The following is a 16842-nucleotide window of genomic DNA, read 5'->3' as shown; positions in this document are numbered from 1 at the left end:
ACTTAGCTGAACAAAGGAGTAGGTTGGTTTTCAGGCCAGCTTACATAAACGGTTTCATCCCAGGTGGGCGGCGTAATGTTACGTACATACCAATAAGGTGCAGGCACTTGGCTCTTGATTACGCGGCCGCCCGCCAACTGTATGTGGTAGATGGTAAAGCTGCCCAAATAGGCGATTTCTTTGATAATGCCTTTTTCCCAGTTGAAACCGCCCGCTTCTGCCGGTTGTTCTTTATGCATATCGATGTCTTCGGGGCGGATACTGATCCACAAATTCTGCTCGGCGCGGCCACCCAAGCCATGATCGATACGTATTTTGTTTTCTAATTCGGAAGATTCGATAACGGCATAGTCGGCATGATCCTCCAAAACCACTCCGTCAAAAATATTGGTTTCCCCGATAAATTCGGCGGTAAAACGGCTGTTGGGAAAATCATACACATCACTGGGCGTTCCCACTTGCTGCAGCTTGCCTTCCGACATAATCGCCACACGGGTAGCCATGGTCATGGCTTCTTCCTGGTCGTGCGTTACCATAATGCAGGTTACGCCAACTGCTTCCAATGTGTTCACCAATTCAAGCTGGGTTTGTTGGCGCAGTTTTTTATCCAATGCGCCCAAAGGTTCATCGAGCAACAGAATTTTCGGACGTTTGGCCAAACTTCGAGCCAGGGCCACACGCTGCTGCTGGCCGCCTGAAAGCTGATGGGGCTTGCGCTTGGCAAATTTAGCCATCTGCACCAAACGCAGCATCTCTTCAACGCGGTCGATAATTTCGCCTTTGGGTACTTTATCCTGCTTTAAGCCGAAAGCAATATTCTGCTCTACCGTCATGTGCGGAAAAAGCGCATAGCTTTGAAACATCATATTAATCGGACGCTCATAGGGAGCCAGGCGGGTAATATCCTGCCCATCGAGAATAATTTTGCCCTGGTTCGGCGTTTCCATACCCGCCAACATGCGCAGCAGTGTGGATTTGCCGCTGCCCGAACTGCCCAGCAAAGCGAAAATTTCATGTTTTTCAATATTTAAGTCGACATGATCGACAGCATAATTGTCACCAAACTTTTTCACCAAACCTTGAATTTTCAAATAAGGCTGAGTGGAAGACGCAGTGGTTGCGTTCATAAGCAATACTCCAATCGACAACGGGTACCGGCAAAACGGGTTTCGCAAAGGGTGGAAATAAAGCTGTTTTGGTTGCCTGAGGGAAAACCTTTTATTTCAATAAATTAAAATCAAACGGTTTTCTTTTTAAAAGCGCACGGGCAGCATGGAAATTTCTAAGGGCTGTGGAAAACCTGTTAAGGTTACCGACAGCCCCGCTTGAATCCGTAATTATATTAGCCTATGACTGAATGGGGCAATATAAAATTAAGTTTTTGAACCATTGGAAAACTTTGACACAACCAATCAATGCAGACGGCTGCAAATGAAGATTTTTCCACAACCACAGTCTAAACACTTTATCTTATCCTGAATAACAAGGCCGTCTGAAAACCTTTTCAGACGGCCAATGCAGGTTAGGTTTGAAAACAACAGAATTAGCAGCCGGACAATAGAAAAACACCACCTTTCAAAAAAACAATCTTGAAATGCAAATGCTTTTTATGGTATAAACCGCGCTTTACTTTTTTGGAAGTTTGGAGATTAACCATGGCACGAGTTTGCAAAGTGACCGGTAAACGGCCGATGTCTGGCAATAACGTATCACACGCCAACAACAAAACCAAACGTCGTTTTTTGCCCAACTTGCAATCACGCCGTTTTTGGGTAGAAAGTGAAAACCGCTGGGTTCGCCTGCGCGTGTCCAATGCTGCCTTGCGCACTATCGACAAGGTGGGCATCGATGTTGTTTTGGCGGAAATGCGCGCCCGCGGCGAAGTTTAATTAACGAAATTAAAGGAATACCGTAATGCGCGATAAAATCAAATTAGAATCATCAGCCGGTACCGGCCACTTCTACACTACAACCAAAAACAAGCGTACCATGCCGGGCAAACTGGAAATCAAGAAATTCGATCCTGTTGCCCGTAAACATGTGGTTTACAAAGAAACCAAATTGAAATAAACGGTTTGAAGCATGTATCTGCAAAGCCCTTGCTGACGATAAGCAAGGGCTTTTTGGTTATGGGAATGGCAGTGATTGCCGCTTGAGATGTGCAGCCTTATTGCTTGGCGATTGCATTATTGGAGAGCCGCGCTACTATATATAGGCACACATAATATAGATACAAATATTTTCGGTAAGTTGTTTCCTTTGAATCAGGGCGGGGAATTGCTGTAACGGGAATAAACAACTTCGCCGCATAAGACTTTACAAAGATTTTTGCTCGACAGCATGACCGGCTGCATCAATTCAATCAACAACTCAATATAGAGTAATAATTTAATAATTAAAGTTATAGTAATTGATATATTTAATAATTTAAATTATAATTTAATTAAAAATTATATTGTAAACAGTTAGTATATTTTTTGAATGAACTTTGAAGGATGCTATGAGTCTGACTGAATCAATAGTTTCGCTGAAATAGAAAAATTTATTTGTTATATTGTATCTTGATTAAATGGAGTTTTAATAGAAGATGTTAAATTAAAACTGCTTTTGGTTTGAATAAGCGTATTTTGACGGGACGGTATGGTAGGGTTCTGTCTGTGTGGCCAAAATTGAGAAGGGATGCTATGAATAATACTCAAACTGTTTCAGAGTTGGTGGATGAGTTCGGCTCTCCGGTGAGGCGGTATCGCGGTATCATTATTTCTATTGCGGTATTTCTAGCCATGGTGTCAGGATTGATGTATTACGGTTATATCCTTACCCAGCAAACCAATAAAAACCAAGTTCAAATCGATGCAGCCGGTACTCTGAGCGATACTCTTTATGATTTGTTGGTAACGATCCAATCATTGCGGCTGGCAAATTTGGAATATACTGCGGCTCCGGATAATGCGGAATATGCCGCCAATCAGGTTGAAAATCAAAAATTATTAGAGAAGCGCCGCAGTGATGCACAAAACTTGATTAACGTCATAGATAAAGGAGGGGCATATGATGTGGTTGAAGGCGTGGACAGTATTGACGGCCTGAGTCGGGGAACAATCCGGCAATCACTGAGCAAGGTTCAGAAAGTTTGGGAACAATATCAGCCCTTGCTCGACAGCACGATTAAACATCCGGTGGCTTCAGATTTCGATTCTGATTTTGCTAAAAAGGCAGCAGAGTTCGCAGCAGACAATCACAACACATTATATGAAAGTATTGATGAAATTATTGTTTATTTAAATGAAGATATTACAGAGGCTTCTGCTAAGCTGAAAATTGTTCAGATGGCCGGTATCGGCTTATCGCTGCTGTATTTCCTGTTTTTTGTGAATTTTTTTATCCGCCGTTTGGGTAAGGCAGACCGAGTGGCTGCCATTGCGCGCCGTGAAAACCGCGAAATTTTGCAAACGGTGGACAGCGGTTTGTTTTTGCTGGATAAAAATCTGAATATTGGGTCTCAATATTCGAATGAGTTGGAGCGTTTGTGGGGCAAGAAAGATTTTGCCGGACAGAATATGTTGAGCGTATTGTCTGGCATGGTGTCTAATCCGGAAGATTTGGAAACGGCCGGCAGTTTTGTGCGCCAACTTTATAACTCTAGAGCTAAAGAAAAGCTGATTGAAAGTTTGAATCCTTTGGCATGCAGCCCGATGAATATTACCAATCAGTCGGGTATTAAAGAAATACGTTATCTTGATTTCAAATTCAACCGTGTTTACCAAGATGGGGAAATTGCGCGTGTGCTAGTTAGTGTAAGCGATGTAACCAATGCGGTATTGTTGGAAGATAAAATCGCCAAAGAACGTGAGCAGAATGATTTGCAGATGGAGATGCTGTCTTTCATTTTGAATGCAGATGCCCAACTTTTAGCCGATTTTATCGAGTCGGCCAAAAAGCGCAACAATAATATTAATGAAGTATTGAAGCAACCGGTGCAGGCACAGGTTGATTTCTTCAATAAATTGAGAGCTATTTTCCGTGAAGTGCACGGGTTGAAAGGTGATGCCAGCTCGCTGAGTCTGCATGGCTTTGTTTCAATCGCCGAATATTTGGAAGACAGTTTGAGGGATTTGCAAGGCAGAAAAACTTTGAATGGCGAAGATTTTCTAACGCTGGCCGTATCTTTAGAAGAGTTGTTCAATCTGACCCAAACTATTGAGGATCTCAATAACCGTATCAATAATCTGACTGCAGATAACGGCAAGCCTTCCCGCCAGGCGGCCCAACGGGTCGTTAGTTCCGAACCGGTAAAAGGGCAGTTGTCGAAATATGTTGAAGAGCTTGCACAACGTAACCGTAAAAAAGTGGATTTTAGTTGCGAGGGCATGGACAATCAAGCCGTTAATCTGACGATAAGAAGCCAACTTAGGGAGCTGGCAGTGCAATTATTGCGTAATGCGGTGGTGCACGGTATTGAAATCCCTGAAGAGCGTATAAAGCAGCATAAACTTGATGCAGGCCATATACGCTTGACTTTGGAAGACGGCGGTGATTCCGTGCGGCTGACAGTTCAAGATGATGGTGCAGGTATTAATCCGGAGTTAATCCGCAGTAAACTTGTAGAAACAGGGGGCTATTCTTATGCCGATGCTGCGAAACTGGATAATCGTGTGCTGATCCAAAAAATATTTACCCCCGGTTTTTCTACTGCGGCAGACAGTAATGAGGACGCAGGCCGCGGAGTGGGGATGGATATTATCAGTAACCGTGTTAAGCAGATGAAAGGCAGATTATCGCTGGCAACGCGCACAGGTGCCTATACACGGATTATTTTGACGGTTCCGAAGAAACCATGAGACAAGCCTAAAATAATATTTAATTATAGTGGCGAATATGCGGCTGTTTATGAATGAAGAAATGTTTATATTTGAGAACGAGTTCGGTTTTCTACACGCAATATAGGGAAAAATAATGCTGACAATAATGGTGGTAGATGATTCTAATATTATCCGTAACCGCATCACACGGGGATCGGAAAGTATGCGCTTTGAAGTGGTGGCGACAGCGGCAAACGGTAAAGATGCAGTGCAATTGTATGATATTTTGTGCCCGGATATTGTTACTATGGATTTGACTATGCCGGAAATGAATGGCTTGGAATGTATCCGTAACATCATCAGCTTGAATGAAAACGCCAATATTTTGGTTATTTCCGCACTGGCAGATAAGGCTACGGGGATTAAAGCGCTGGAATACGGTGCAAGGGGATTTCTTTATAAGCCCTTTACAGATGAAGCATTATTCGAAGCTTTAAACGAAATGGCAGAAGGATTACAAAAATGAGAGAAGACCAGCTTCAGGTATTTTTAGAAGGAGTTAAAAAATATTTTAACCAAGTATCTGGGGAAGAGATTTTTGTCGGTACGCCGTATTTGGTTGAAAATGTTATTCCTGCGGCGCAGCACTATTCTGGGGTGATTGCGATTTCCGGAAAAAACAAAGGGATTGTGTATTTTACCTCGCCTGAAAAAATGGCCAAACGGTTGCTTGAGTTGATGGGAGAGAAGGATACCTCCGAAGCTAATTTGATGGACTTGGTTGGAGAGGTTGCCAACACGATTGCCGGTAATGCGCGCAGCGAGTTCGGAGAGAAATTTGAAATTTCCGTACCTGTCGTGATAAAGGGAGCGCCGGACGAAATCATGCTGCCAAGAGAAGGGCGTTCGGTTGTGATTCCTTTAGAGTGGAAATTGTGCCAAGCTGCAATTGTTGTGGCATTGTATAAAGATAAAAGCAGAACCCCTTCAAATTAAAATCTCATAAGGGCAGGTATATACCCGCCCTTAATTTATAGTGGATTGAAGTTAAACCGATTAGTTCAATCCACCATATTCCCCGGCAATACGAAACAGCTTGACAAAGGCGGATTATTTACACAGGAGTCTTACCCCGTGAGTTGCCGTGTGATCAGTTTTTTCAACGGTGGCAGATTGTTGCTCACACGCAGTACTAAGCCGCGCAGCAGTTTGGCCGGCGCAGTCTCATCGGTAAACAGTTTCAGCAGCATATTGGTGCCATAATACAGCGGTCGGGCATGCAGGGCGTGTTTACTGTCATAGCGCGACAGCAGCGTCGGAGAAGCAATGTCCCGTCCTGATTGGGCTGCTTCTTTAATCAAGCCGGCGAGAATATCCGCACTGGACAAACCCAAATTGAAGCCGTGGGCGGTTACGGGGTGCATCCCTACCGCAGCATCGCCGATCAGCGCACTGCGGGTGCCGTAAAACCGTTCGGCCAACATACCTACCAGCGGATAAGTATGAATGGTGCTCGCCAGCTCCATATCGCCCAAGCGGCCGTTAAGCTGCTGTTTGACGCTTGCCGCCAACTCTTCGGGTGAAAGATTCTGAACAGATGCAACGCGGTCGCTGTCAACCGTGATCACGGTGCTGGTTAAATATTCCTCCAATGGCAGCAGGGCGATGGTGCGGCCATAGTGAAAGCATTCATAAGCCGTGTGCCGGTTGGAAACCGTATGTTTCATCCGGCATAAAAACATCGTGCGGCTGTAATCGTGCATATCGGATGCAATACCGAGTTGGCGGCGGGTTTGCGAGAAGCGGCTGTCGGCAGCGACCAGCAGCCCGGCTGTTAAAGTTTCACCGTTTTCCAAAACCACTTGGGTCTGCTCGGAATCGGTTTTAACCTCTTTCACACCCAGCCCGCAGATGAAAGATATATTTGCCGATTCTGCCGCAGCTTCATACGCAGCCTTGCGGATATTGTGGTTGGAAACCAGATAGCCCAAACAGTCGGCAGGTTCGCCGCGCGCTTGGCTCGGCGCAGGGAAGTGCAGCTGGTAGTTTGACTGCCCGTTGAGCACTTTGGCATCGCGCAAAGGATAGATTTCATTTTCGGGAATACGCTGCCACATGCCCAAACGCTGCATGATTTCTTTGGAAAGATGCGTCAAAGCGATTTCCCGGCCATCGTAAGGCGGGTTTTGCAGAGTTTCCTGCGGACTTTTTTCGATTAAGACAACGTTCAGGCCGCTGCCGGCCAAAGAAGCAGCGAAACTCAAGCCGGCGGGGCCCGCGCCGACAACGATAATGTCGCAGGTCAGAGTCATAACGGTTCCTTTGCTGTGGCAAGTATCAAACGGCGTAAGCATACCCGAAAAGCTATATCTGATGTGTGGTTTTTGCGGAGGCCTTAATATACGTCAAGGGAGTTTTTCAGACGGCCTAAGCAGGTTTGATAAAGCAATCGGATTGAATGGGCTTTGCCAAAGCCATCGGCCGTCTGAAAGAATCAAACCAACTTCCAAACCCTGCCCAAATTGACCGCCCAAGCTAAAAAGCGCATAATCCCACCTTTCTCCAAAATTGTTTTTCAGACGGGCTAACCGTTTGAAATATATTTATTTTCCAAACACAACACACCATGAAACCACCCGAACTGCTCCTTCCTGCCGGCGGCCTCGAGCGTATGCGCGCGGCTTTCGATTTCGGTGCCGATGCCGTGTATGCCGGCAGCCCGCGCTATTCGCTGCGCGCCCGCAACAACGAATTTGCCAAACTGCCCGTGCTCGAACAAGGCATCAGCGAAGCGCACGCACGCGGCAAAAAATTCTTCTTAACCGTCAATACCCTGCCGCACAATTCCAAACTGAAAACCTTTATGGCCGACATGGAGCCTCTCATCGCCATGCGGCCCGATGCGCTGATTATGGCCGACCCCGGCCTGATAATGCAGGTGCGTGAAAAATGGCCGCATATGCCCATTCATTTATCGGTGCAGGCCAACACCACCAATTATTGGGGCGTGCAGTTTTGGCAGAAAACCGGCGTGGAGCGCATCATTCTTTCGCGCGAACTGAGCTTGGAAGAAATCGCCGAAATCCGCCAAGAATGCCCGGATATCGAATTGGAAGTGTTTGTGCACGGCGCATTGTGCATCGCCTATTCTGGCCGCTGCCTGCTGTCGGGCTATTTCAACCACCGCGACCCCAACCAGGGCACCTGCACCAACGCCTGCCGCTGGGATTACAAAGTACACGGCAGCGAAGAAGACGAAGCGGGTGATGCCAAGCTGTTGCAAGGGTTTGATTTCAACCGAGCGCAGGAGCAGGCCGATGCTGCGTTTGAGGGCATCAACGGTCAGCGGCGCCACCCCGCCGCCGACAAAGTGTTTTTAATCGAAGAAGCCAACCGCCCCGGCGGGTATATGCCGATTATGGAAGACGAACACGGCACCTATATCATGAATTCCAAAGACCTGCGCGCCATCGAGCAGGTGGCCGGTCTTGCCGAAATCGGCGTGGACAGCCTCAAAGTGGAAGGCCGCACCAAATCGGTCTACTACGTTGCCCGCGTTGCCCAGGCCTACCGCAAAGCGATTGACGATGCCGTGGCCGGCAAACCGTTTGACTACAGCCTGCTGGCAGAGCTCGAAGGCCTGGCCAACCGCGGCTACACCTCCGGCTTTTTAGAGCGCCACCAAACGCAGGATTATCAAAACTATCTGGCCGGCCATTCGCTCGCCAAGCAGAGCCGGTTTGTCGGGCAGGTGCTGGAAGTTGATGCCGAAGGCTGGGCCACGGTGGAAGTAAAAAACCGCTTCGCCGTGGGCGACATCTTGGAAATCATCCACCCCGCAGGCAATCAAACCGTGGTGTTGGAAGCCATCATGCGCAAAGGCGAAGCGGTAGATGCCGCCCCCGGCAACGGTATTCAAGTGAAAATCCCGCATATGCAGGGCAAAGAAAACGCGCTGATTGCACAAATTATCAACCCCTGCTCCCAAATGCCCCATCCGCCGCACAAGGTAACAGGGCAAACCTGAGTGCGGCGGTAACGCATATCGAGATCTTGCAAAATTCATTCAGGCCGTCTGAAAGATTGGGCTGTCGCCATTCCCGTGCCGGCGGGAATCCGTTCGTTTTTTATAAATAATTGAAATAAAATAATTAATATTTTTTAAGGCCTCATTTCCGTCTGCGCGGGAATGAGGGGGCTTAAGCATTTCAGACGGCATTAAGGATATTTTTGCAAAGGTTCGGGCCAAAGGTCTCGGGCCGTCTGAAAACACTTTGAGTTTCAGACGGCCTTACACTTCGGCGGATTACCCGATTGAGACAAGGCGGGGGCTTCGGCATCGGTTTCCATTTAAGCCGTTATGGAAAATCCGCTTATTCTGGTTGCGCTTGCGGCATTGCCGCGCCCCGGCTCAAGGTAAACGGTTTGGTTAAACGGCCGAAGCGGCGGCGCAAAATTGATTTTGTATGATCGGTAATACCTGCGGCCTGCCGCCTCGTGCCGAAAATAACGGATTCATTATCACAGAGCCGGCCGGGGTGCGGCGGCCGCAGATATCGTGAAGCAGGTGTCGGGCGGTAAAGGCCGTCTGAAAACACTTTGAGTTTCAGACGGCCTTACACTTCGGCGGATTACCCGATTGAGACAAGGCAGGGGCTGTGCGGCATTGGTTTCCATTTAATCCGTCATGAGAATCCGCCTGTCCGCTGCGGCGTTGCAGTGCTTCGGTTTGACGGGAACGATTTGGAACCTGCTAATCTGCCGGGCAATGGCGGCATCGGTTTACATTATCTGGTAGTGGTTGCGGCCTGCCGCCTCGTGCCGAAAATAACGGATTCATTATCACAGAGCCGGCCGGGGTGCGGCGGCCGCGAATATCGTGAAGCGGGCATCGGGGTAAAGGCCGTCTGAAAGGCGTTCGGGTTTCAGACGGCCTTAAGTTATCGTGGCAGCATCTCAGTTGCGCCGCCCGGTTTCCTAGTGTGTTGTCCCGCTATCAACAAATGAAATACCCGTATTCAGCCAAAGTTTTGATTATTCCACCCATTCCACGGCAAACACGCCGCGCAGGGCGTTGCTCAGGCGGATTTCTTCGGCATGGCGCAGCATAGCGCGGGTGATGCGGCTTTCGTGCACGGTTGCCGCGCCCAGATAAGGTTGGGGGTCGGCCAGCACGGCTTGGCGCATCACGCCGTTGAGTATGTCCAAATCAAGAGCGGGGGTGTGCCATTCGTTGCCGGTTTTGACAAACACATTGCTGCGCCCGCCCTCGAGCAGCAGGCCGTCTGAATTGAAAAACAGGCTGTCGAACGCGCCCTGCCGCTCGGCCTCCCTCCAGCCTGCATCATAAATTTCGCGGCGGGTGGTTTTGAAGCGGCGCAGATAGTCGCGGGCAGGCAGAGCCGTTGCGGCCGGGCACACTTTCGGCAGGGGCGGTTTGCTGCTTAACGGCGCGTGGCTGAGGGTGAGGCCGCTTGAAGCAGTGAGGGCGGCCTTCACGCGGAACGCACCGTTATCGGGCAGGGAGTCCAAATAAGTTTGAATGTGTGTTTCGGGGCGGCCGGGGCAGGGCAGGTTGAGGGCGGCGGCCGACTGTTTCAGACGGCCGGCGTGAAGGTGCAGCAGGGCGCATTGTTTGTGCTGCACGCGCAGGGTTTCAAAAATGCCGAACTCGGGCACAAGGCGGTTGAGAAAGCGTGCTTTCCATTGGCACTCGGCGTATTCCGCCCGCGCATCGCTGTCGGCCACGATGCCCGAGCCGACACCGTAAATACCATGATAAAGGCCGTCTGAAAGCGGGGAGAGCACCAATGTGCGGATTACTACATTGAGCGTGCCGCGAAAACCCAAGCCGCCTTCGCAAGGCTCGAGAAAACCGATGCTGCCGGTGTAAAGCCCGCGCGGTGCAGTTTCGGTTTGGGCGATAATCTGCATACTCATGCGTTTGGGCGCGCCGGTAATCGAACCGCAGGGAAAGGCGGCGCGGAAAATATCGGCGGCGCGGGTTTGCGGCGCGGCTTCGGCTTCTATCAGGCTGGTCATCTGCCATACGCTGCCGAAGCGGCCCACTTTGAACGGCTCGGGCACGCGCACCTGCCCGGTTCTGGCGATTTTGCCCAAATCATTGCGCAACAAATCCACAATCATCACGTTTTCGGCGCGGTTTTTCGGATCGGCCTGCAAGGCGCGGGCACGCTGCCCGTCAAGACCATCGCCCAAAAATGGTGCCGTGCCTTTCATCGGTTCGGTACGGATAAGGCCGTCTGAAGAAATATCGAGAAACAGCTCGGGCGAAAAACACAAAATCCAGCGCGGGTTGCCGTGTGTATCGGGCAGGCAGGCGCAGGCACCGTAGGGAACGGGCTGGCGCAGGCGGCGGTAGAGTTTGGCGGGGTGGCCGTAGGCCGTGAGATGCAGGCGCGTGGTGTAGTTGATTTGGTAGGTGTCGCCGCGCGCGATTGCCGCCTGTATATCGTGTACGGCACGGATATAGGCGGCTTGCGGGGTGTCGGTTTGCGGGGTGGAAATGCCGGCGGGAACATTGTGCGCGCAATGCGCCTCCAGCCACAATGCCGCATCGGTTTCGCGTTTGTGTGCAAACCAATGCAGGGCAAGGCGGGCATCGGGGCTGCCGGGCAGGTGGGCGGGGGGGCTGCCGAATTCGTAGTCGGCACAGATGAAAACATGCAGGCCGCACCGCCAGCCTTCGTGAAGACACCGGTCGAGCGAGTCGAGCTCGGCGGCAGTGAGAAAACGGCTGTGGGCATAGCCTTCGTAGCAAACGGCACGGCCGCTTACAGCATCATCGAGCAGCGCGAAATAGGGCATGGCGCAAGAGGGGCGAAAAAAACGGCATTATAGCGGAGGCCGCCTGTTTGGCGGAATGGCACAGAAATCTAGTTACGTGTAGTTTTTTTGTTCGTTTCAGCGAAAAGGAGTAGAATAACCCCATAAAGTTTACTGATTCCGATTAACCCTTTTGACACAAGGAGCACACATGTCCGATCACCAATTAAAACCGTTTGAGAAAGTGGATCTCGGCGAAAAAAAAGAAGAGCTGCGGGTGTTTGAAAAAGCCGTTTTGGAACACAAAGGCCGCGCAACCAAAGAAGATTCCGGCACCGCGCCGCTGCCGGAAGCCTACCCCTACCGCACACGCATGAGCCGCAGCGTTTATGAAAAAGAAAAGAAAAAACTGCAAATCGAGCTGTTGAAAGTGCAAAGCTGGGTGAAAGATTCCGGCCAGCGCATCGTCTGCCTGTTTGAAGGCCGCGATGCAGCGGGCAAGGGCGGCACCATCAAACGTTTTATGGAACACCTCAACCCGCGCGGTGCGCGCGTGGTGGCCTTGGAAAAGCCCACCGAAACCGAAAAAGGCCAATGGTATTTCCAGCGCTATATCCAAAATCTGCCCACTTCGGGCGAAATGGTGTTTTTCGACCGTTCGTGGTACAACCGCGCCGGCGTAGAGCGCGTGATGGGTTTTTGCGAACCGCACGAATATCTGCTGTTTATGCGCCAGACACCCGAGTTTGAACGTATGCTGGTGGCCAGCGGTATCCACCTGTTTAAATTCTGGTTTTCAGTGAGCCGCGAAGAACAGCTGCGCCGCTTTATTTCCCGCCGCGATGATCCGCTGAAACACTGGAAACTCTCGCCGGTCGATATCCAGTCGCTTGACCGTTGGGACGACTACACCGATGCCAAAAACGCCATGTTCTTCCACACCCACACCGGCGATGCACCGTGGACGATTATCAAATCAGACGATAAAAAACGCGCCCGCTTAAACTGTATCCGCGCATTCCTGCACACTCTCGACTACCCGGGCAAAGACGTTAAATCCATCGGTGAAGCCGATCCGCTGCTGGTGAAAGTGCCCGATACCAAATTTACCGACAACAACTTCGATGTGATTGCCGACTGACCGGCAAACCCAAAAACAGGCCGTCTGAAAATATGAAAATGTTTCAGACGGCCTGTTTTTGGGCGGCTTAGATTTCTTAGAATATGCAGTTAAGATATAATAACCGTTCCGATAACATAAAAGCCAAAAATCATGACACGATACGCGCTCTTACTTGCCGTTGCCGCCCTGGCCGCCTGCGGCACACAAAAAGCCGTCCGCCCCGATGCCCCTGCACCCGCAGTAGCAGAGTCGCAAACCCAGACCATTCACTATCAAACCAAAAAAGGCAAACGCTTGACTGCTGTTTACCACAATAACCACAGCCCATTAACCGTTGAATTGAAGCAGGGAAACAGCGTAGAAAATCTGAAACAGATCCAATCGTGGGCCAAAGGCGTGGAATACGCCAACAACACAACCCGCTGGCACGTCCAAGAAGGGCGTGCCACACTTAAACGCAAAGGCATGTCCAGTATTTATTATGAAATAAATTAATCATCGCATCCAGTTCAGCTCAAAACCGTTATTTTGCTCAAGCGAGTTTGGCAGCATATGGCTTCAGACGGTTTGGTTAAAGAAAATCCCAGTGTTGTTTACGCGTTATCGCTTTTTGCCTGAAAACCCGGTTTGGGGCTATTATAGAGTTGCTAAGAATGTCCGAGGATACGGCGAAGCTGTGTGGTTTTTGAGCGTACTCAAAAAATTACGAAACCATCATTGATCGTAAAAACAAAAACTGTACGGCATAAAAGTGTAAACAATCCGACCTTTCCTAACACTCATGGTGTTAGTGCAAAAATTTCGGAATTGACGTGGCCTAGCCCTTAAATACCACGACAAATTCGCAGAACTTTTAACTACTCTTTTGGTGTGCCAAAGTTAAGAAGTTTTCGATGCCATTATATAGTTTTGTTTGTCTGTAAACCACTTGCGGTGATGGGTAAAACCTCTTATATCTAACACATCACAGCTACTGAATCGGTATGTTTCCCAGCCTTGCCAATGGCTGTACTGATACTGCATAGAAAGATAGCGCGTCGAAGTATCAACGCCGTTTGTGTATTCAACCGGTAACAACCAAGTCGTGCCCTGCTTTTGCGGGGCACTTTTGTATTCAGTATTGTTTATTTTTCGGCATTGTTTATTGATGTTGTGAAACCGTAACAGGATGTGTTGTATTTCGTTTGGTTCCTCGGCAGGTGCAAAGCGGTGGCTGCTGTTTCTGCCCGTCTGTTGGGCAAGAGGCGATACGCTTCGGTATTTCTTTATTGGTGCAACCTAGTTTTTGCCCTCTGTCAGATAAGGGGCGTGATACGCGTACACAGCGGTGTTTCCATGCCGCTCCCCAAAACGCCGCCGCCCGCCTGCTTTGCCTGATGCCGGCACGGCGTTTGGCAGGTTCAGGTTCCCTATCCATCATTTTCGCGAGCAGCCAAACGGCTGGATGCTCCGCTTCGGATAAGGTTTTGTCCTGCACAACAGGGGTTCGGATGGGAAAATTGACGGTTCGCAGACAAACGCAATCATGGCTTGATTCACGAGATACGCAGGCAGTGCAGGATTTGAAACAGCGTTCGGATTCAGGCGTGATGGTGCGGCAGGCTGATGACATTTGCCCTCCCCTTCCATCTTGTCAAGGGAAAATGTCAAAACGGATCCCCTTTTTTTTGGGGGGGGAGGGACATATCATGCCATCTGAAATTTTTCAGACGGCATGATATATTGGTGCTGTGCTTTGGGCTTTGCGGGGTGTCAGTTTTTCATAATTTCTGCTAACGGCCAGCGTGGTTTTACATCAAAGCTGCCTGCTGTCTGCGCGTTCTGCAAGCGCATGGCGCCGGCAAGGGCAATCATGGCGCCGTTGTCGGTACAGTATTCCGGCGCTGGAAAATGCACTTTTACGGCTTCTGCGGGTGGTTTGCTGCGGCCTTTGGTGTGCGGCTGTATGGTGAGTGCAGACAGGGTTCCGCGCAGCTTTTGGTTTGCGCCTACGCCGCCGGCCACTACCAGGGTGCGGAAGCCTGTATCGAGCAGGGCTTTGTGGGACTTGGCGGCCAATACGTCTACCACTGCGTCTTGAAATGCCCGGCAGATGTCGTTGCGGGTTTGTTTGGGGATGTTGCCGTTGTTTTCTGCGCGAACTTTCTGCACGGCAGTCAATACGGCGGTTTTCAGGCCGGAAAAACTCATCTGCAAATCGGGCGAATGCAGCATCGGGCGTGGAAATTCAAATACTCCGGGGGATCCGAGCCGGGCCAGTTGCGACAGCTCGGCGCCGCCGGGATAGGGCAGGCCCAGCAGCTTGGCGGTTTTGTCGAAGGCTTCGCCGGCGGCATCGTCCACGCTTTCGCCCAACAGCGTATAGTTGCCGATGCCGCGAACTGCCATAAACTGTGTATGCCCGCCTGAAACCAGTAATGCCACAAACGGAAAGGCGGGTTTGTTGTCGGACAGAAGCGGTGAGAGCAGGTGGCCTTCGAGATGGTGTACCGGCACCACGGGTTTGCCCAGTGCAAATGCCAATGCGTTGGCGTAGCCCGATCCGGCCAGCAGCGCGCCGCTCAAGCCGGGCCCTTGTGTGAAGGCTACGGCATCGATGTCGGCATAGTCTGCGCCTGCTTCCTGAAGGCAGCTTTGCGTAAGCGGCACGAGGCGGCGGATGTGGTCGCGGCTGGCAAGCTCCGGCACTACGCCGCCGTATTCGGCGTGCATTGCCATTTGTGTGTGTAGCCGGTGCGCGAGCAGGCCGCGCTCTGTGTCGTAAAGTGCAACGCCGGTTTCGTCACACGAAGATTCTATTCCCAATACCAGCATAATGATGAGGCCGTCTGAAAGCTTTGGTTGAAACTATGGTGGATTAAAATGGCAATGATACAGCGTTGTTGTGTTGCTGTGCAGGTATCAATAGCCCAGGCGTTGGCAAATCGTTGAAACCAGACCGGCTTGGTTGAGGGTGTAGAAATGCAGGCTGGGCGCGCCTTCGCGCAGCAGGCGTTCGCACATGTCGGTTACCACATCAAGCGCCAGTGCTTTGATGGAGGCGGTGTCATCGGCATACGATTGCAGCTTCAGCCGCAGCCAGCGGGGGATTTCGGCACCGCAGGTGTCGGAAAAGCGCGCCAGTTTGGAAAAGCTGGCAATCGGCATGATGCCGGGGATAATCGGAATATCCACGCCCCGGCCGTGCACATCGTCTAAAAAACGGAAATAGGCATCGGCGTTGTAGAAATATTGGGTGATGGCAGAATCGGCTCCTGCCTTGACCTTGCGCACGAAATTGTTTAAATCGTCTTCCGCGCTGCGCGATTGCGGGTGGTATTCGGGATAGGCTGCCACTTCGATGTGGAAATCGTTGCCGAACTCGGTTTTTATCAGCGAAACCAGCTCGTTGGCGTAACGCAGCCCGTCCAGCCCTGCGCCCATGCCGGAGGGAATATCGCCGCGCAGGGCAACAATGTGGTGCACACCCAAAGATTTATATCCGTTTAGCAGGGCGGTGATTTCGTGCGGCTGCATACCCACGCAGGGCAGGTGGGGGGCGGCGGCCACGCCTTCGTTCAGAATATCCTGAACCGCCTGCATGGTGCCATCTTTGGTGGAGCCGCCCGCGCCGGAAGTGCAGGAAAAAAATTCAGGGTCGAACTGGCTCAGTTGCTTGCGTGTGATCACTTGTTTGGCACGGCCTTCGGGCGTGCGGGTGGGGAAAAATTCAAAACTCAGTTTTTTGCGTTGTTTGCTGTTTAACATGGCGGAGCCTTTTGATATTCGGTACGCCCGAGATTATGCGGCATGATGTTTTTAAATCAAGCGGAAGTGCGCGGGGTTTGTGTGAAAAATATTTGTTTGGATATGAATCGGATGATTGTGTGCGGTAAAAAGAGAGTTTCAGATAGCCCGATTTCTTCTATTTAAGGTGCGGCAGGACAAAGCTTGGCGGGTGCCGCCGCCCGCCACAGCGCGCTTGAAAGTATGCAGCCCAAAGCAGGCGGGGAGGTGTCCCGGCTGCCGAACCTGCCGGCAGGATACGGCACGGGCGGAAAAGCCAGCAGTGCACGGAGATATGCCGGCACGGGGGCTGGGGGCCGCATCGTCCGCCTGCCGGCGGCGCCGGTCGTCTGAAACGGGCCGGGC

13 protein-coding genes are annotated in these 16842 nt (G+C 50.7%); 8 read left to right on the top strand and 5 right to left on the bottom strand.

Annotated elements, in window-relative coordinates; all coding sequences use genetic code 11:
- Window positions 1-2: 2 nt before the first annotated feature.
- Window positions 3-1127, bottom strand: a complete 1125-nt coding sequence (locus IR141_RS07640) for an ABC transporter ATP-binding protein (protein WP_135035491.1) — start codon at window positions 1125-1127, stop codon at window positions 3-5.
- A gap of 528 nt (window positions 1128-1655) precedes the next feature.
- On the opposite strand from IR141_RS07640, the gene rpmB reads away from it, so the two are divergent.
- The 5 genes from rpmB (at window position 1656) to IR141_RS07615 (ending at window position 5798) form a co-directional block, all read left to right on the top strand.
- Window positions 1656-1889: a 50S ribosomal protein L28 gene (gene rpmB / locus IR141_RS07635; RefSeq protein WP_135035488.1), complete on the top strand. Its 234-nt coding sequence runs from the start codon at window positions 1656-1658 to the stop codon at window positions 1887-1889.
- Between the two features lie 25 nt (window positions 1890-1914).
- Window positions 1915-2070: a 50S ribosomal protein L33 gene (rpmG, locus tag IR141_RS07630; protein WP_002212306.1), complete on the top strand. Its 156-nt coding sequence runs from the start codon at window positions 1915-1917 to the stop codon at window positions 2068-2070.
- Window positions 2071-2684: 614 nt separating this feature from the next.
- On the top strand, window positions 2685-4841 hold the full coding sequence (locus IR141_RS07625) for an ATP-binding protein (RefSeq protein ID WP_135035486.1): 2157 nt from the start codon (window positions 2685-2687) through the stop codon (window positions 4839-4841).
- A 115-nt stretch (window positions 4842-4956) separates the two neighbouring features.
- Window positions 4957-5328: a response regulator gene (locus tag IR141_RS07620; RefSeq protein ID WP_135035483.1), complete on the top strand. Its 372-nt coding sequence runs from the start codon at window positions 4957-4959 to the stop codon at window positions 5326-5328.
- Window positions 5325-5798 carry a chemotaxis protein CheX gene (locus IR141_RS07615; protein WP_135035480.1) on the top strand — a complete coding sequence of 158 codons (474 nt, stop codon included), beginning with the start codon at window positions 5325-5327 and terminating at the stop codon, window positions 5796-5798. Before IR141_RS07620 ends, IR141_RS07615 begins: the two co-directional genes overlap by 4 nt.
- 131 nt (window positions 5799-5929) lie before the next feature.
- Here IR141_RS07615 and ubiM read toward each other — a convergent pair whose 3' ends face one another.
- Window positions 5930-7114 carry a 5-demethoxyubiquinol-8 5-hydroxylase UbiM gene (gene ubiM / locus IR141_RS07610; RefSeq protein ID WP_135035477.1) on the bottom strand — a complete coding sequence of 395 codons (1185 nt, stop codon included), beginning with the start codon at window positions 7112-7114 and terminating at the stop codon, window positions 5930-5932.
- A 314-nt stretch (window positions 7115-7428) separates the two neighbouring features.
- Here ubiM and yegQ point away from each other — a divergent pair, with 314 nt between their 5' ends.
- The gene (yegQ, locus tag IR141_RS07605; protein ID WP_135035474.1) at window positions 7429-8829 is read left to right on the top strand and encodes a tRNA 5-hydroxyuridine modification protein YegQ; all 1401 of its coding nucleotides are present in this window, start codon (window positions 7429-7431) and stop codon (window positions 8827-8829) included.
- Between the two features lie 1007 nt (window positions 8830-9836).
- On the opposite strand, the gene IR141_RS07600 is transcribed toward yegQ, so the two are convergent.
- Window positions 9837-11630, bottom strand: a complete 1794-nt coding sequence (locus IR141_RS07600; RefSeq protein ID WP_135035468.1) for a bifunctional chorismate-binding protein/class IV aminotransferase — start codon at window positions 11628-11630, stop codon at window positions 9837-9839.
- A 169-nt stretch (window positions 11631-11799) separates the two neighbouring features.
- Between IR141_RS07600 and ppk2 the strand changes: the two genes are divergently transcribed.
- Both ppk2 and IR141_RS07590 read left to right on the top strand, forming a co-directional pair.
- Window positions 11800-12729, top strand: coding sequence for a polyphosphate kinase 2 (gene ppk2 / locus IR141_RS07595; RefSeq protein WP_135035463.1), 930 nt, complete (start codon window positions 11800-11802; stop codon window positions 12727-12729).
- Between the two features lie 132 nt (window positions 12730-12861).
- On the top strand, window positions 12862-13206 hold the full coding sequence (locus tag IR141_RS07590; protein WP_135035460.1) for a hypothetical protein: 345 nt from the start codon (window positions 12862-12864) through the stop codon (window positions 13204-13206).
- A 1257-nt stretch (window positions 13207-14463) separates the two neighbouring features.
- On the opposite strand, the gene tsaD is transcribed toward IR141_RS07590, so the two are convergent.
- Together tsaD and metF are read right to left on the bottom strand one after the other, a co-directional pair.
- Window positions 14464-15525 (bottom strand): tRNA (adenosine(37)-N6)-threonylcarbamoyltransferase complex transferase subunit TsaD, encoded by a 1062-nt coding sequence (tsaD, locus tag IR141_RS07585; RefSeq protein ID WP_135035457.1) that lies wholly within the window; start codon window positions 15523-15525, stop codon window positions 14464-14466.
- A gap of 87 nt (window positions 15526-15612) precedes the next feature.
- Window positions 15613-16458: a methylenetetrahydrofolate reductase [NAD(P)H] gene (metF, locus tag IR141_RS07580; RefSeq protein ID WP_135035454.1), complete on the bottom strand. Its 846-nt coding sequence runs from the start codon at window positions 16456-16458 to the stop codon at window positions 15613-15615.
- Window positions 16459-16842 lie beyond the last annotated feature (384 nt).

The organism is Neisseria sp. 19428wB4_WF04 (assembly GCF_015235335.1).
GTDB classification, from domain to species: Bacteria; Pseudomonadota; Gammaproteobacteria; order Burkholderiales; family Neisseriaceae; genus Neisseria; species Neisseria musculi.
The sequence above is the reverse complement of the archived record's forward strand: the minus strand, read 5'-3'. Positions and strand labels throughout refer to the sequence as shown.

What these genes read in the sequence shown, in the direction of transcription:
- IR141_RS07640 (WP_135035491.1), bottom strand. Translation starts at nt 1,127, where the DNA reads ATGAACGCAACCACTGCGTCTTCCACTCAGCCTTATTTGAAAATTCAA.
- rpmB (WP_135035488.1), top strand. Translation starts at nt 1,656, where the DNA reads ATGGCACGAGTTTGCAAAGTGACCGGTAAACGGCCGATGTCTGGCAAT.
- rpmG (WP_002212306.1), top strand. Translation starts at nt 1,915, where the DNA reads ATGCGCGATAAAATCAAATTAGAATCATCAGCCGGTACCGGCCACTTC.
- IR141_RS07625 (WP_135035486.1), top strand. Translation starts at nt 2,685, where the DNA reads ATGAATAATACTCAAACTGTTTCAGAGTTGGTGGATGAGTTCGGCTCT.
- IR141_RS07620 (WP_135035483.1), top strand. Translation starts at nt 4,957, where the DNA reads ATGCTGACAATAATGGTGGTAGATGATTCTAATATTATCCGTAACCGC.
- IR141_RS07615 (WP_135035480.1), top strand. Translation starts at nt 5,325, where the DNA reads ATGAGAGAAGACCAGCTTCAGGTATTTTTAGAAGGAGTTAAAAAATAT.
- ubiM (WP_135035477.1), bottom strand. Translation starts at nt 7,114, where the DNA reads ATGACTCTGACCTGCGACATTATCGTTGTCGGCGCGGGCCCCGCCGGC.
- yegQ (WP_135035474.1), top strand. Translation starts at nt 7,429, where the DNA reads ATGAAACCACCCGAACTGCTCCTTCCTGCCGGCGGCCTCGAGCGTATG.
- IR141_RS07600 (WP_135035468.1), bottom strand. Translation starts at nt 11,630, where the DNA reads ATGCCCTATTTCGCGCTGCTCGATGATGCTGTAAGCGGCCGTGCCGTT.
- ppk2 (WP_135035463.1), top strand. Translation starts at nt 11,800, where the DNA reads ATGTCCGATCACCAATTAAAACCGTTTGAGAAAGTGGATCTCGGCGAA.
- IR141_RS07590 (WP_135035460.1), top strand. Translation starts at nt 12,862, where the DNA reads ATGACACGATACGCGCTCTTACTTGCCGTTGCCGCCCTGGCCGCCTGC.
- tsaD (WP_135035457.1), bottom strand. Translation starts at nt 15,525, where the DNA reads ATGCTGGTATTGGGAATAGAATCTTCGTGTGACGAAACCGGCGTTGCA.
- metF (WP_135035454.1), bottom strand. Translation starts at nt 16,458, where the DNA reads ATGTTAAACAGCAAACAACGCAAAAAACTGAGTTTTGAATTTTTCCCC.